Origin of the sequence: Paenibacillus sp. B2(2019), assembly GCF_008370385.1 — a bacterium.
Taxonomy (GTDB): Bacteria; Bacillota; Bacilli; order Paenibacillales; family Paenibacillaceae; genus Paenibacillus_AQ.
Genome location: NZ_VTZR01000020.1, coordinates 222,548 through 236,935 on the forward strand (window position 1 = coordinate 222,548; position 14,388 = coordinate 236,935).

Consider the following 14,388-nt stretch of genomic DNA (forward strand, 5'->3'; position numbering starts at 1 on the left):
GTGACCCTTCTGCATAAATATGCAATTTAGATCATCTGGAAATTATACTAGGGGTATATTATCGCTATATCATTTCAATGTTAAATCTTTAGGTTATCTTAAATATTGTTTAAGCTTCAGCTCAGCTTTCCGGGTTATAATAGAAATAAGTTAAACCACAACCATCACAGACACTTTCAACAGAAACCATAGAACGTTATTCGTAAAATAAGAAAAGAGGACTCTAATGGATATAAAAAGAGTGATTATAGTAGGAACCGTAGTTATAGTAATGTCTTTCGGAAATGCTTGGAGTAGCCTTACTGCTAACGCAAGCTCGTCAACTCAATGGTCCACCACAAGTGTTGCGGATAAAGACGAATTATTATTGAAAGCCCTTAACCAACCCACAGATGATGATCTGTACGACGCCTTATATGACGGCAAATCACTTCAAGATATTGCAATAGAACAAAACACAGATATTGAAGATGTGATCAATCTACAGGTAACCCAGCTAACGGAACAGCTAGATTCACGACTAGCCTCTGGAAGCATTACAGCCGAGCAGTATGCAGCACACAAAGCGGAGCTGAGGGACATCGTTACGGAGAGTGTTCTCACTTCTTTCGGCTAAGAAAGATACATATAGTGGCCGTATAACATTTCTCCGCGCCAAAATAAAGAGGGTGATCCGAAAGCCATTGAATGGCTATCGGATCACCCTCTTCGTATATTCAACGCTATTTAACTGAATTCCTAAGTCTCTATCTTGTTATCTCTATTGATCTCCAGTATATCCAGGAAAAATACAAAAATTGGAATACCGAGAATTAGACCCCATACGCCCATATAGTGCTCAGAGAAGAGAAGTACGATAAAAGTGTAGAACATAGGCAGGTTCATTTTGGATGACATCAGTTTTGGATTTAAGAAGTAACCCTCAACAAAATGTAGTATGGCGATCATAACCAATACATATATCGTCATTGCTATACCACCAATGTTGTAACCAATAATACAAAGTGGTATTAAGGAGATCACAAAGCCTACAACTGGAATCAAACTAAGCAGGAAGATCATAATCGATAAGGCGAATAGATACGGAAAACCTAAGATCCAGAGTCCAATCACCGTAAAGCATGTATTAAACAGCGCGATCAGAATTTGCGCTTCGATCACTTTACCAAACGATGAGATGAATTTTCTACCGAAATACTCAAGCTCAACATAGAACCAAGAAATCTTGCTCTCTTTAAGACGGGCAGTGAAACTGACAATTCTGTTCTTCTCAAGGATAAAGACAAAGCTCAGAATGGTGGATAATACGAAGCTTGTGCCCCAATTACTTATTTTCAGGACGTATTCAAGACCATCTTTCACATAAGACTGGTAGTTCAAATCCTTAAGCTGGGCAAATAAATACTGCACGATTTCGTTCTGCGGAATGTTTGCAGGGGTTAAACTGGTCAGAAAATTAGTTAACTGCTTTATCTGTGTGAAGACCTTCGGTAAATAATTCACTAAGGTCACTACGATCAGAGCAATCAGAGCTAAATACAAAATAACAATAATGACTTTACTGTTGACCGCAACATATTTATTGATTCGCTTCGTGAGCAGCACCTGAAAGCTGTTCATTACATAAGCAATCAGAAATGTTAACAGTACTAAATTGAGCATATCTCTAATACTGAATAGCAGCAGGGCAACCAGCCCCAAAATAAAAAAACGCCGGACCGTTAAATTCGCGTAATAACGCTTAAATACTTCCATCTGTTCTCTCCATTCGCCTACCAATTAGTACTCTAATTATAGTCTACAGTAAGGAATTCACTTATAGCAACTAGTGATTCGCCCAAATTGGCGAAATTTCTCACTTTTTGTAAACTCCTAATGAACATAGGGAAAGCTGATATCCATTCCATACATTTCCTTAGCCGTTTATGAGCCTCCCGTTGTGTTCATTAACTTAACGATTCGACTCTTCTGATCGTAGTTGAGATCAATATGTAGATCCTTGCATAATTGTATAAACGGAACCATCAGGGTCCCTTTCCTCATTTCGGGCGCACTTCCTATCAGAGCTACTCTTTGGTTATTCAGGGTTAATTCCATAGGTGAATCTATATGTTTAACCTGCTCAAGAGTTTGGACTGCAGTTAGACTCTGACTTCCCCCGTTGATCCGGGAGGCATTCCGGTCCGTTCTCGCATTGATCCCATCCTGGATTTTAAATGTTAGCGAAATTCCGAGTGAATCACATGCCGATAGCAATCGATCATTGTATGATCCATAAGGAAAGGCAATCGCTGAATCGGTATTCCCCAGCTCTTCCTTCAGTCTTTGCTCCGCCTTGGCTAAATCACGAGTAACTCTGCTGTAGTACTCCGTATTCATTTCGTTTCTGTTCTCATCATCGATATATAACAAAGCACTGGCGGCTGGCCGCTCCCCACCCTCAGCATCCACGATACCATAATGGTGTAAATCGTACGTGTGACTATAGAATCCCATCCCGTCCCGCTTCATTTCCCGCATCTGCTCCCAATTGAGCTTCGGCACACTATTCGGATCTGGGTGATCAATCGTAGATACGATAACAAAATTCACTGCCGTATAGCCATATTTTTTGAGAATAGGAAAGGCCAATTCATAAAAGCTCTCATATCCATCATCAAAAGTCAGCAGCACCGCATTATCTGGAACCGTGCCGCCATTCAGCATAAATTCACGATATTGTTCCATCGTAATCACGTGAAACCCTTCTTGCTTCAGCAGGTTCATTTGATCATCAAACCGATCGGCAGATAAGATCCAAGGAAACTGCGGCATTGGCTTCTCTGAAAGATGATGGTACATCAGCACAGCTACATGGTCTCTATAGTAAATACCTTTCGGAAGTGGCCCCTGCTTCTGCCAGCCGATATGCATATTAAGGGCCTGTTCCGCGGCAGCCTTGGGAATCATTAGCTCATCAGGCGAGCCCGGATATGTAGCTACTGTCTTAATGATTTGACCGTTCACATCTATAGTAACTGCAGAAGACTCGTGTTGATTGTTGAAAATAGCAGCAAGACTTATTAGCAGAACAATGGCTAAAAGTATCATATATTTTTTCGTATGCAATCTCTGAATCTCCTTAAAAAAGATCTTTTATTCACTATGTAACTACATATTTGGTGACAGTTCCACCTACTTTTGGTTACATTTTCTTTTTAATTTTGTTTCTTATAATAAAAATAGGAGGCGAACCCTATGCCTGAACTGGCTTAAGGAACACCTCCCTCACATGGAGATCTATATATAATTATGTACATCTATGTGTAATTATAGACGGTCTAGGATCTTCTCTTGTCTACGAAGTAATTTTCTTCCCCTAGCTCGTCCACAAACTGCTGCAGCCAATCATAATATTGAACGGCATGCTCCAGCTTCTCCAGATCCTTCAGACAGAAGTGCCGCTCCTCCTCAGGCGTATCCACGGCATGAACCAATCCCTCCAGCTCAGGAATAACAACATCCAAGGCTTGCCTCATGACATCAATCTCCCGCTGCAGCTTCATTCCAAAAAAATTCTTAAAGGTCTGAAAGAAATCTGTTTCCACTGCATACAGATCCTTTCGCTCCCGCTTCTCCTCCAGCTTGGTCACCATCTTGGAAGCCATCAAAGAACGAACTCCATAGCTCATATTACTCTTACTCATATTCATCACATTCTTCATCTCTTCAAGCGTCATCGGCCGGTCTTCAAAGAACATAATTCCATACAGCTGCCCGAATGAGTAATTGGCGCCATATAAGTCCATCGTCTGAGCAATAGCATCAATCATCGGACGCAGCAGCTGCTCGCGTGGAGATAAGTCTCTATTCTCTTCACCAAAGGCTACCTGTTTCATAGCTGCACCTTCATTCCACTTAGAATCTACCTTCTATTTTACACAAAATAGCAACTACTTTCGCTAATCTCTTAAATTTTTACATAATCTCGCATCGATCTTTACGCCCGCTTGACCACGCAGCTGCTCGATGAGTGTACAATTTTTTTTGAACGGAGGAGCTTTCCTCAGAATTATACCGTAAAAAACAGAAGATGGAATGGGGTATCGACAAAATAATGAAACGCACAAGATTTATAGGTGAGTTGAAACCGGTGCTCTTCACCTTGCCGGCAATGATTCCATTCGTGGTATTTTGGCTCGCGCCATTACTTTATGTATTTTATCTCAGCTTTACTGAATGGGACTTCATGAGCCCCGAGAAAACCTTTGTCGGACTAACCAACTATCTGGATCTGTTCAGCAATCCCGCCTTCTATAAAGCGCTAAGAGTAACCTTGTTATTCTGTGCGGGCAGTGTACTGCCCGTTATTCTGATCGGACTTGGACTAGCACTCCTGATGAATGGGAAGCTGAAAGGCTCCACCCTCTATCAGGTATTGCTTTTCTCCCCTTGGGTCACACCGACCGTGGCGGTATCCATTGTCTGGTCCTGGATCTATGAACCCGAAATTGGCCTTGCTAATACTGTACTTGACCTCTTAGGTCTAGAAAAAATCGGTTGGCTTCAAGATCCTAAATGGGCACTGCTCGGCGTTCTGCTCGTGACGATATGGAAATCGGTAGGCTGGGCGATGATTTTTTACTTGGTGGCACTACGCAATGTCCCTACCGATCTGTTGGAAGCCGCTGAACTGGATGGAGCAAATGCTGTGCAAAAATTCAGCCGTATTACTTTACCGCTAATCTCGCCAACGACACTGTTTCTGTTCATCGTACAGATCATTGGTGCCTTACAGGCATACGACCAGATTAACGTACTCACACAAGGTGGACCGTCGGGATCAACACGTACCTTGCTCTATATGTATTATCAGTCTGCCTTTGAAGCCTTTCAGATTGGAGAAGCCTCTAGTGTCGCAATGATTCTGGTATTTATATGTATGCTGCTCTCCGTAATCTCACTAGAGGTTAGTAAACGGACAACCCATTATCAATAACTACAGCTGTAAAGGAGAACGACTGATGAATGCAACGACCGTACGAGTGGGCAAACTGGCCCGCCATCTATTTTTTGCAGCTATTGCACTGATCATGGCCTTCCCCTTCTATTGGATGGTCACCAGCGCCTTAAAAACCAATGATGAAATCTGGCAGTCTCCGCCGACGATCTGGCCGAAAGAGCCGCTGTGGAGTAACTTTTCAGCCGCCTGGCACGAAGCCCCTTTCTTTAGATATATGGGCAATAGCGTATTTGTCGCCGTCTCTATTGTTATTTTGCAGGTGATAAATTCCGGGATGATGGCCTATGCGCTTACGCATATGAAATTCCGCTTCAGAGGGCTGTTCGCAGGTGTCATTCTTTTCGGCTATATGGTCCCTGCCACCGCCGTTTATCTTCCCGGATATCTGGTATTGTCCCAGCTTCATCTACTGGATTCATACGCTGGGTTGATTCTATCTAACTGTGTAAGTGTCTTCTCCATCTTTCTAATTCGGCAAGCCTTCCTTCAGGTTCCCCATGAGCTGGTAGAGGCTGGAGAAGTGGATGGTTCCTCGCATATGCGGATTCTCTGGACCATTCTTGTCCCCATTACACGGTCTTCCTTTGCTGTGCTAGCCCTGATCACCTTCATCGATCAGTACAATAACTATTTCTGGCCAATGCTCATCACCAAAGATCCTAATCTACAGCTGGTCTCGGCCGGTCTGCGTAGTTTCTTCACTCAAGGAGGTGCTTACGGATTGAAATGGCCGCTGATCATGGCCGCTAGCGCATTCACCATCGCCCCGTTGCTGCTAGTATTTCTACTAGCTCAGAAAACGATCATGCAAAGCGTCAACATGACCGCTGGTTCCAGCAAAGGATAAGTTAACTATTCTATTTAATAAGAGGAGAATGATGATGAACGTATTGAAGAGACTGTCCGCCCTATCTTTGGTTGCCGGATTTACAATGTTAACCGCTTGTGGAGGAAATGCGAGTACAGGTAATGTTACAGCGGCAAATGGAGCTTCTTCCTCCCCCTCCGCAGAGGCTGCGCCTACACAAAATGCACCGGTAACGATTGAGTTCTGGTATGGTCTCGGCGGTAAGCTTGGTGAGAATATGGAGGCACTGATTCAGAAATTTAATGCCTCTCAGCAAGAGGTCATTGTCAAAGGTATCGCGCAGGCAGACTACACTGAAACCGAGCAGAAGCTGCAAGCGGCCATTGCTACAGGAAAAGTGCCTGCTGCTGCTCTCTCCTCAAACGTAGATTGGGCCCGCAAAGGATATTTCGCTCCGATAGATGAGCTTATGGCATTGCAGCCAGATTTTAATAAAGAGGATTTTGTCCAAACCTTTCTAAATCAGGGCCAGGTTGATGGCAAGCAATACTTCTTGCCGATGTATGGAACAACACAGGTTATGTACTATCGCAAAGATGCTTTTGAGAAGAACGGAATTGATGCGAGCACATTGAAGACTTGGGAAGACCTAGCTGCCGCAGCTGCGAAAATGACCGTGAAAGACGGCGGCAAAACCACCTTCTTCGGTTGGGAGCCTATGTGGGGTTCAGGGAACATGATTGATGCCGTGCTCAGCAAAGGAGGCACTATTCTTAGCGAGGATGGGAAACAAGTCATGATCGACTCTAAAGAGTGGATCGAAACCTGGGATTTGTTCCGCAAATGGATCCACGAGGATAAGATCATGCGGATTCATTCAGGGGGTCAAGGCTGGGAATATTGGTACAAAACAATTGATGATGTAATGAAGAATCAATCCGCAGGCTACACCGGCTCCAGTGGCGATCAAGGTGACCTCGACTTTAGCATTGTTTCTGCTATGGAGCAGCCAGGCTGGGCAGGGATTGGCGAGGGCAAACCCGTAGCCCAAGCACTGATGGCCGGCATTCTATCTAAAGCTAGCGACAGTGAGAAACAAGCGGCTATGAAATGGCTAACCTACTTCACAAATGCCGAGAATACTGCCTCTTGGTCCATTAATACTGGATATATTTCGGTGCGCCAATCCGCATTGCAAGACCCGGCGTTTGTGTCATTCAGTGAAAGCAATCCACAGATTAAGGTTCCGTTGATGCAAGCTTCTCATGGCTCTGCACCATTCCAAGATCCTACTGGCGGCAAAATCAACGATGCGCTGAAAATCGCCGCTGATAAGGTGCAAATTGAGAATATTCCTGCAGCACAGGCACTTAAGGAAGCACAGGAAACGGCGCAAGCAGCGCTTGATAAACTAAAATAAAGGCGGTGGAGTTCATGTCTGAGCTCATCACGCCACAAGGCAGATACGCTGTAGCAGCTATTCTATTCGACAAGGATGGTACGCTGCTCCAGTTCGTATCCCTCTGGGGCAGCTGGGGCGAGTGTTTTTTAGAGCGATTCACGAAGGATATGAAGCAAAGAGGACTACAGATTCCAGAAGAACAGCTCCCTGCATTAATGGGAACTATACACAATGCCAAAGGAAGCATTACCGATTATGATCGGAACGGACCCCTGGCTATGGGGACTATGAGTGATCTCTATGCCATCCTATCATGGCAGGGTTATCTGCAAGGTTTATCGTGGGCGGAGTCCATGGAGCTTGTTCATCAGTGCCGTCTGGAAGCGGATGTTATGTTGGAAGAGAAACGCCCCGTTCACTCGCTGCCGGGTATTCATCGTTTTCTCGATGAGTGTGCGAGTGCTGGTATCCCTCTCGCCGTGGTGACCGCAGATGAAACAGATGCTGCAGAGAAACATCTCCAATGGCTCGGCATACGGCACTATTTCTCCGAGGTAATTGGAACAGACCTTGTGGATCAGGGTAAACCTTTCCCCGACATGGTGCAGCTTGCCTGCGAAAGGTTGGCCGTTGAACCCGCGCACACAGTAGTTATCGGTGATACTAATGGGGATATGCGAATGGCTAAAGCAGCGGGTGTGCAGGTAGCTATAGGTATCACTGAAAATGAAGACATTAGTGCTTCGTCGCATATTCTCCCGGATGCAGATCTCATTGTGCGATCTTACGCTGAACTCAGCATCGAGGTTACTTCCCTGTGAAAATAGAAGGAATATGGGCATGGATGTTTCTGATGCTAGCTATTGTGTTCGAACTCTCAGGGACCATCTCAATGAAAATATCTCAGGGGCTCACTCAGCTCTGGCCTTCCGTGCTCATGTTTCTGTTCTATGGAGCCAGCTTCACCTCCCTGAATTATGCCCTCACCTCTATTAAGGTAGGCGTTGCTTATGCGATATGGTCAGGGGCGGGAATCATCCTTATTTCTTTCATAGGAGCCCTATTTTTCGAAGAAAAGCTAACCCTGTCCTCCCTACTATGGATAGCCGTTATCCTAACCGGGATCATAGGACTGAACATTAGCGGGAAGACGCATTAGTGAACAGCCACAGTATTTCATAGATTCATAAGATGAAGGGGGATGCCTAAACATGAGCGTGAACACATTACCTGAAGAGAAGCCTGTTATTACCTTTCAGATCATCACGGATACGCATGTCACCGCTGACCGAAATCATGAGTACAATCTTAACTTTGAGCTGGCGCTCCGTGATATAGCCGCACATGGAAAAGGTAGCAGTGGGATTATGCATATCGGTGATGTCACAAACCATGGTTTTTCTGCTGAATATAAAGAAATGCTTCGTATCATTAATCAACATAAGGCTGACTTGCCCGACATTACTTTCACTTTAGGTAATCATGATGTAGGCCTCGGGATTTGGAAGTCTCGCTTAGGGATGTATACGTCACAGACTGGAATGTCTGGACCCTACCATGATCACTGGATTAATGGCTATCATTTTATTTTTCTAGGTACAGAAAAAGGATTGCCTAAATTCTGTCATCTTTCCTCTAAGCAGCTTGATTGGCTGGAGCATAAGCTTGGGGAGCAAGCTTCACCGGATCAGCCTATCTTTCTTTTCCTGCATCAACCGCTTAAAGATACAGTAGCTGGATCGTTAGAATCACAAGATTGGTATGGTGTCACTCAAGATAAGGAATTAAAAGAGATTCTTTCGAGACACCCCCAGACCTTGTTATTCACTGGTCACACCCATTGGGAGTTAGAGGTAGACAACACTATGTACCCTGGCCATGGAGAGATGGCAACGATGTTTAATGCTGCTTCTGTCGCCTACCTTTGGACAAACGAAGATAAGCATAAGACAGGCAGCCAAGGCTTCTATGTGGAAGTGCATAGAGATAAAGTGCTTGTCCGGGGCAGAGACTTTAAGACAGGAACCTGGATTGAAGCTGCACAATATGAGGTTGCTTATACAGCAGTAAACGTATAATGAAACTCCCCGCAGCAAGCTGCGGGGAGTTTCATTCTGTGAATTACACGCAGAAGGATTAGCCGTACCGCCACGCTCTGCGTTATTCATCCCATGCTTCTAACAGCTTCGGAATGCCTTCTACAAGAAGCTTGTGGTATACCTCGGAAATATCTTCAATATCATCCGTATTCGCCACACCCAGCAGCGTCTGCATAACGATCCCGTCAATAGCTCCAATCAGCAATGAGGCAATGGCTTTATTGTATTTCCCGGGTTGTTTTTCGTACAAGCGTTGCAACAGCTCCTCGGTATGACCAATCCATTTCTTATACTTAACTTTCAATTGATTGGAGATTTCCTCATTCCCTAGTATCGCTTCCTGAGCAAGATAGAACTGCATTCGATTGTCATCTATTTTGTTAAAACGATCTTTCACATTCTCGCTGATTTGCTCAATAACTTCCCCGCGGCTATACTTCCCTTGCTGTACCTCCTCGGCAATTCTCGTAGATACGGATAGACTGCGATCCATCGCATCATAAAGAATCTCTTCTTTACTATTGTAATGATGATACAACGCCCCCGTGCTAAGCCCGGCCTCATCGGCAATTCTCCGCATTGTCGTACCCGCAATACCCATTCGATAGATAACACGATTCGTCGCCTCAATAATATGTAATTTTTTATCCTCAGACATAAACTCCCCGCCCAACTGAATCGCTTGTTGCGAATTTTTTTTATATAAAAAGAGTACTGAATCTAATTTGTTTTTTGTGTGTTAATTAGCACAGACAGAACCAATTAATTCCTAATACAATAAAACCGAACAGTTGTTATGTTTATGAATTAACCAAGCTTTGTAGGGTTGAAGCTCAGTATCGGCAAAAATTGATTACGCTTTCACAAAAAAAGGAGGTTTATCATGGATATTCCTGCATGGCAGTACGGCGTTAGTATGATCGGCTACATAGTTTTGCTTCTTATTGTTGTCAGTATCATGCGCAAGCATTATAAGTTTGCCCACTGGTTCTGGATTGCTTCTTTACTAACCTTTCCCTTATGGCTTATGGGCGGTGTCGAAGGCTGGTTTCGGTGGGCCAAGATTTTAAGTGTAATTCTTCCTACGATATTTGTTGGATTCATTCGTATTGCTAACTACGAGAAACGAAAAGGACCGTTCTGGAATGGGTTACAGAAGGATTGGGTATTGTGGTTCGTATATGGCGTTCTATTCCTTAATATCATGGAAGCGACCATTAAAGACTTTACGATGGGGAATACGTTCAATGCGCTTACCGGCCTCCTATTATGTATAACCATCCCTTTTGCGCCAAAATATTGGAAGATTTCTACAGAATCACACGGCGATCTCATTGCATATACGACAATCGGCTGGAACTTCCTCTATACAACTTGGAATGCAGCCTTCGTCTATGCCGAGAGTCCGAAGTTCTTTGCAAGCTCGCTATGCATTCTTCTCGCAGCCGAGCTCTATCCCATCATCAAACGCCGCCCAGAACTCTACATCATTGCGCGGGTCTATACATTAGCGGCACATTTACTTCTACGCGCCTGCTTCGTTAGCCTGTTCCCGACACTAATGGATGCTTCATCGTGGTACAATGCAGACGTCATGAACTATTGGGGAATCATCAACTTTATTATGATTGTTCCGTTTGTATTCTGGCATATGTGGCAGCTGCACACCGGCAAAGCAGAAATCAGCTTCCGGCGTGGCCGGATTGAAGTGAACTAACCAAGAACGCCCTTATCCTTTCCATGAGGAAAAGGTAAGGGCGTTCTTTCTTTATTTCTTCTCTGCTCGGAGAGGTTATCGTTGAATCGGCTCGATCCGGTAGCTTGCGTTAGCGCTGGCATCGTCTTCCACGCCGGCTCCACCATGAATCTGCCAGCCGAATGACAGCACAGATTCCAGCCGATTCTTCTCGGCTGTCGTCAATACTATTTCTATGGCTTCTTTACCCTCTTCAAGCTCCAACTCTGCCTCTTTACCAAGAACAACCCATATCCAGCTACGAATGCCACGAATCGTGTTGTACTTGATCTGATAGCCTGTCTTCACCGCTTGCTCGAACAATTCTGGCTGCTCCGCTTGTAAAGTGGTCAACTGCTTATAATCAAATTCGTATTCACTCTGGTCAACGGGCAAATCGCCCTCCGCCACTTTACGAAGAATATCCTCATTGGACCAACCCAAAGCGCGAAGTGATTCTACCAGTAAAGCATCCCACTGAGATAACTTTACCCGGTTCAAATTGTCTGACATCCTGATTCCCCCCATACCTGTATATAGATTCTACTTATTCCGTGAAATCATAAGCAACATAATGACCCGGACTAACTTCCTGCAATGTAGAGGTCTCAGCCCTGCCGTACTCTGCCGAATATCCATCTAAAATAATTCTCTGATTAGCTCGCTTAGGGTCCGTCTCCAAAATCGAAGATAGCAGCGCCTTCGTATAAGGATGAATAGGGTTCTCGTATAGTTCGTCACTTTCGGCTACCTCTACGAGACGACCGCCATACATCACGCCAATCCGGTCCGAAATATGCCGTACCATCGACAGATCGTGCGCAACAAAGAGGTAGGTCAACCCAAATTCCGACTGCAAATCCTCCAGCATATTCACTACCTGAGCCTGAACAGATACATCCAGCGCTGAGATTGGTTCATCACACACTACGAATTCAGGTTTCACAGATAATGCTCGAGCGATCGAAATCCGTTGGCGTTGCCCACCACTGAATTCATGAGGAAAGCGATAAAGATGCTCTCTTTTTAAACCCACCTTATCCAGCAGTGCCGCAACAGCCTCTATACGCTCGTCGCCTTCGTGGATTCCGTGGATTTTCATAGGCTCACTGATCAGATCAAGCACATTCAGGCTTGGATTCAACGAGGAATATGGATCTTGAAAGATCGATTGAATCCGTCTGCGAAAAGGCTTAAGCTGCTTCTCTCCAAGCTTGCTCAGCGGCTGCCCGTCAAAAGACACTTCACCATCTGTATAGTCATACAATCGCAGCAAGCAGCGTCCAACCGTGGACTTGCCGCTCCCCGACTCTCCGACCAGTCCAAAGGTCTCCCCCTGACGAATCTGAAAGCTTACGCCATCTACCGCCTTAAGCACTGATGTATTACGTCCCCATATATCCTTGCCTTTGGAGAAATGTTTCTTCAGATTATTTACGTCCACTAGAATCTTATTATCACTCAACAGAACCGCTCCCTTCAACACCAGCTACAGCTGGAGTCTCCTGCACACCGTCTGCCAGCCAGCACATCGAACGATGACCAGGCGATAATTCGATGACTGGAGGACGTTCGCTGCAACGGGCAAAAGCATTAGGGCAACGTTCCATAAAGGGACAGCCCGAAGGAGGATTCAGCAAATCCGGAGGTGTGCCTTCGATAGGGACAAGGCGTTCCCGCGACTTGCCGTCACGTTTTGGAATCGAGCGAAGCAGACCTTTCGTGTAAGGATGCTGTGGGCGATAAAAGATATCCTCTACCGTGCCCTCCTCCATCACAAGTCCACCATACATTACGATAACCCGTGTACATACCTGTGCGACCACACCCAAGTCATGGGTAATGAGCGCTACAGCTGTACTGGTATTATTTTTCAACTCTTTAAAAAGATCGAGAATTTGCGCCTGTATTGTTACATCGAGCGCAGTTGTCGGCTCATCCGCAATCAATAGCTCTGGCTTACAGGAAAGAGCCATGGCGATCATGACCCGCTGGCGCATCCCGCCGCTGAATTCATGCGGATATTGCTGCAGCCGCTGTTCAGGATTATTAATACCTACCTGACGCAAGATGCTTGCTGCCTCTTTAAGCGCTTCCTGTTTATTTAAACCCCGATGCCGACGGATGACTTCCGTAAGCTGCTGGCCGATTTTTTTTACAGGATTAAGAGAGGTCATGGGGTCCTGAAACACCATTGCTATACGATTGCCGCGTAGCTTTCTCCACTCTTTTTCCGAAAGGTTCGATAAATTCTCACCCCGAAAATTAATATTTCCACCGATAATTTTACCCGGAGGTGTAATTAACGACATAATCGCCTTGGCAGTTACACTCTTCCCACTACCAGATTCTCCGACGATTCCTACCGTCTCACCAGCATCTATATGAAAGCTAACGCCGCGAACTGCTTGATTCTCTCCGTCCCTTGTATGGAACGAAACCTTCAAATCCTCGACAGACAATAGCCGTTCCGTCATGATGTCTTCACACTCCTATCTTCGGATCAGCTTCGGTTCAAAGCCTACCCGCAAAATATCACCCAAAACATTAAAGCTCAGTACCGTTAATAGTATCAATAATCCAGGGAATAAAGCCAGATATGGCGCTTGAGCGATATATCCCTGCGCATTGTTAAGCATACTGCCCCAAGTCGCATTCGGAGGCTGTACCCCGAACCCGAGGAAACTTAGGGACGACTCCATCATTATCGCCGAAGCGATATTATTCGTCGCACCTACAATGACAACAGGCACTAGCCCCGGAAGAATATGACGCCAAATAATTCCGAAATTGCTCTGTCCGGAGGCTTTTGCATAGAGTACATATTCGCGTTCCTTAATTGTCATCGTCTCTGCCCGAATGACACGGGCGATATTCATCCACATTAATAGAGCAATAATAATGATGATATTCCCAACACTCGGCTTCAGGAATACGCTAAGCAGCAGCAGAACTAAGAAAGAAGGAATGGACAGCACTACATCAAGCATCCGCATGAGAAGATTATCAACCCATCCGCCAAAGAATCCACTGATTACGCCCACCGTCACACCTATGCCTGTAGCAATGATCATTGAAGCAAAGCCAACTAGCAGTGATACCCGGCCACCATATAATGCGCGGGCAAAATAATCCCGGCCATAGTCATCCGTCCCGAACCAGTGATCGGCTCCCGGCGATTTCAGACGTGCCAGAACATCCATCGCATTCGGATCATGTCCAGATAAAAAAGCAAATATAGAGCCCAGTGAGAAGATGATTAAAGTAATGAGGGCTGCGACGCCCAATTTATTCGTAAATAGCTCATCTCCAACACTTTTCCATTTACTGCGATTCATGAGG

General features: G+C 45.1%; 16 protein-coding genes. 8 read left to right on the forward strand and 8 right to left on the reverse strand.

All coding sequences use genetic code 11. The features are described 5' to 3' along the window. The first annotated feature begins 226 nt into the window (after positions 1 to 226). The gene (locus PAENI_RS18690) at positions 227 to 616 is read left to right on the forward strand and encodes a hypothetical protein (RefSeq protein WP_149646295.1); all 390 of its coding nucleotides are present in this window, start codon (positions 227 to 229) and stop codon (positions 614 to 616) included. 122 nt (positions 617 to 738) lie between these two features. Here PAENI_RS18690 and PAENI_RS18695 read toward each other — a convergent pair whose 3' ends face one another. From PAENI_RS18695 to PAENI_RS18705, 3 genes are all read right to left on the reverse strand, one after another. Then, entirely contained in the window at positions 739 to 1,755 is a 1,017-nt protein-coding gene (locus PAENI_RS18695; RefSeq protein ID WP_042184192.1) for an AI-2E family transporter, read from the reverse strand. A gap of 168 nt (positions 1,756 to 1,923) precedes the next feature. Next, on the reverse strand, positions 1,924 to 3,108 hold the full coding sequence (locus PAENI_RS18700) for a polysaccharide deacetylase family protein (RefSeq protein ID WP_149646296.1): 1,185 nt from the start codon (positions 3,106 to 3,108) through the stop codon (positions 1,924 to 1,926). A 212-nt stretch (positions 3,109 to 3,320) separates the two neighbouring features. Then, a complete protein-coding gene (locus PAENI_RS18705) occupies positions 3,321 to 3,878 on the reverse strand; it encodes a GbsR/MarR family transcriptional regulator (protein ID WP_149646297.1) in 558 nt (185 codons plus the stop codon). A gap of 218 nt (positions 3,879 to 4,096) precedes the next feature. On the opposite strand from PAENI_RS18705, the gene PAENI_RS18710 reads away from it, so the two are divergent. Genes PAENI_RS18710 through PAENI_RS18735 form a run of 6 tightly spaced genes read left to right on the forward strand, consistent with a single transcriptional unit; the run spans position 4,097 to position 9,290 of the window. Further along, on the forward strand, positions 4,097 to 4,978 hold the full coding sequence (locus PAENI_RS18710; protein ID WP_149646298.1) for a carbohydrate ABC transporter permease: 882 nt from the start codon (positions 4,097 to 4,099) through the stop codon (positions 4,976 to 4,978). Between the two features lie 25 nt (positions 4,979 to 5,003). Beyond that, a complete protein-coding gene (locus PAENI_RS18715; protein WP_149646299.1) occupies positions 5,004 to 5,849 on the forward strand; it encodes a carbohydrate ABC transporter permease in 846 nt (281 codons plus the stop codon). Between the two features lie 34 nt (positions 5,850 to 5,883). Continuing rightward, positions 5,884 to 7,230 (forward strand): ABC transporter substrate-binding protein, encoded by a 1,347-nt coding sequence (locus PAENI_RS18720; protein ID WP_149646375.1) that lies wholly within the window; start codon positions 5,884 to 5,886, stop codon positions 7,228 to 7,230. Positions 7,231 to 7,244: 14 nt separating this feature from the next. Next, positions 7,245 to 8,033 carry an HAD family hydrolase gene (locus PAENI_RS18725; RefSeq protein ID WP_149646300.1) on the forward strand — a complete coding sequence of 263 codons (789 nt, stop codon included), beginning with the start codon at positions 7,245 to 7,247 and terminating at the stop codon, positions 8,031 to 8,033. Then, positions 8,030 to 8,371, forward strand: a complete 342-nt coding sequence (locus PAENI_RS18730) for a DMT family transporter (RefSeq protein ID WP_262495648.1) — start codon at positions 8,030 to 8,032, stop codon at positions 8,369 to 8,371. The genes PAENI_RS18725 and PAENI_RS18730 overlap by 4 nt, the downstream gene beginning before the upstream one ends. A gap of 52 nt (positions 8,372 to 8,423) precedes the next feature. Continuing rightward, on the forward strand, positions 8,424 to 9,290 hold the full coding sequence (locus tag PAENI_RS18735; protein ID WP_149646301.1) for a metallophosphoesterase family protein: 867 nt from the start codon (positions 8,424 to 8,426) through the stop codon (positions 9,288 to 9,290). Between the two features lie 82 nt (positions 9,291 to 9,372). On the opposite strand, the gene PAENI_RS18740 is transcribed toward PAENI_RS18735, so the two are convergent. Beyond that, complete coding sequence (locus PAENI_RS18740; protein WP_149646302.1) at positions 9,373 to 9,969, reverse strand: TetR/AcrR family transcriptional regulator; 597 nt, start codon at positions 9,967 to 9,969, stop codon at positions 9,373 to 9,375. Between the two features lie 225 nt (positions 9,970 to 10,194). Here PAENI_RS18740 and PAENI_RS18745 point away from each other — a divergent pair, with 225 nt between their 5' ends. Continuing rightward, positions 10,195 to 11,028: a hypothetical protein gene (locus PAENI_RS18745; RefSeq protein ID WP_042184178.1), complete on the forward strand. Its 834-nt coding sequence runs from the start codon at positions 10,195 to 10,197 to the stop codon at positions 11,026 to 11,028. A gap of 75 nt (positions 11,029 to 11,103) precedes the next feature. On the opposite strand, the gene PAENI_RS18750 is transcribed toward PAENI_RS18745, so the two are convergent. From PAENI_RS18750 to PAENI_RS18765, 4 genes are read right to left on the reverse strand one after another with little or no spacing between them, the layout of a single operon-like run. Beyond that, complete coding sequence (locus PAENI_RS18750) at positions 11,104 to 11,559, reverse strand: hypothetical protein (protein ID WP_149646303.1); 456 nt, start codon at positions 11,557 to 11,559, stop codon at positions 11,104 to 11,106. A gap of 34 nt (positions 11,560 to 11,593) precedes the next feature. Further along, complete coding sequence (locus PAENI_RS18755; RefSeq protein WP_143759515.1) at positions 11,594 to 12,514, reverse strand: ABC transporter ATP-binding protein; 921 nt, start codon at positions 12,512 to 12,514, stop codon at positions 11,594 to 11,596. Then, positions 12,504 to 13,523, reverse strand: a complete 1,020-nt coding sequence (locus PAENI_RS18760) for an ABC transporter ATP-binding protein (RefSeq protein WP_076299926.1) — start codon at positions 13,521 to 13,523, stop codon at positions 12,504 to 12,506. Before PAENI_RS18760 ends, PAENI_RS18755 begins: the two co-directional genes overlap by 11 nt. 15 nt (positions 13,524 to 13,538) lie before the next feature. Further along, entirely contained in the window at positions 13,539 to 14,384 is an 846-nt protein-coding gene (locus PAENI_RS18765) for an ABC transporter permease (protein WP_042184173.1), read from the reverse strand. Between the last annotated feature and the right edge of the window lie 4 nt (positions 14,385 to 14,388).

What these genes read in the sequence shown, in the direction of transcription:
- PAENI_RS18690 (WP_149646295.1), top strand. Translation starts at nt 227, where the DNA reads ATGGATATAAAAAGAGTGATTATAGTAGGAACCGTAGTTATAGTAATG.
- PAENI_RS18695 (WP_042184192.1), bottom strand. Translation starts at nt 1,755, where the DNA reads ATGGAAGTATTTAAGCGTTATTACGCGAATTTAACGGTCCGGCGTTTT.
- PAENI_RS18705 (WP_149646297.1), bottom strand. Translation starts at nt 3,878, where the DNA reads ATGAAACAGGTAGCCTTTGGTGAAGAGAATAGAGACTTATCTCCACGC.
- PAENI_RS18710 (WP_149646298.1), top strand. Translation starts at nt 4,097, where the DNA reads ATGAAACGCACAAGATTTATAGGTGAGTTGAAACCGGTGCTCTTCACC.
- PAENI_RS18715 (WP_149646299.1), top strand. Translation starts at nt 5,004, where the DNA reads ATGAATGCAACGACCGTACGAGTGGGCAAACTGGCCCGCCATCTATTT.
- PAENI_RS18720 (WP_149646375.1), top strand. Translation starts at nt 5,884, where the DNA reads ATGAACGTATTGAAGAGACTGTCCGCCCTATCTTTGGTTGCCGGATTT.
- PAENI_RS18725 (WP_149646300.1), top strand. Translation starts at nt 7,245, where the DNA reads ATGTCTGAGCTCATCACGCCACAAGGCAGATACGCTGTAGCAGCTATT.
- PAENI_RS18735 (WP_149646301.1), top strand. Translation starts at nt 8,424, where the DNA reads ATGAGCGTGAACACATTACCTGAAGAGAAGCCTGTTATTACCTTTCAG.
- PAENI_RS18740 (WP_149646302.1), bottom strand. Translation starts at nt 9,969, where the DNA reads ATGTCTGAGGATAAAAAATTACATATTATTGAGGCGACGAATCGTGTT.
- PAENI_RS18745 (WP_042184178.1), top strand. Translation starts at nt 10,195, where the DNA reads ATGGATATTCCTGCATGGCAGTACGGCGTTAGTATGATCGGCTACATA.
- PAENI_RS18750 (WP_149646303.1), bottom strand. Translation starts at nt 11,559, where the DNA reads ATGTCAGACAATTTGAACCGGGTAAAGTTATCTCAGTGGGATGCTTTA.
- PAENI_RS18760 (WP_076299926.1), bottom strand. Translation starts at nt 13,523, where the DNA reads ATGACGGAACGGCTATTGTCTGTCGAGGATTTGAAGGTTTCGTTCCAT.
- PAENI_RS18765 (WP_042184173.1), bottom strand. Translation starts at nt 14,384, where the DNA reads ATGAATCGCAGTAAATGGAAAAGTGTTGGAGATGAGCTATTTACGAAT.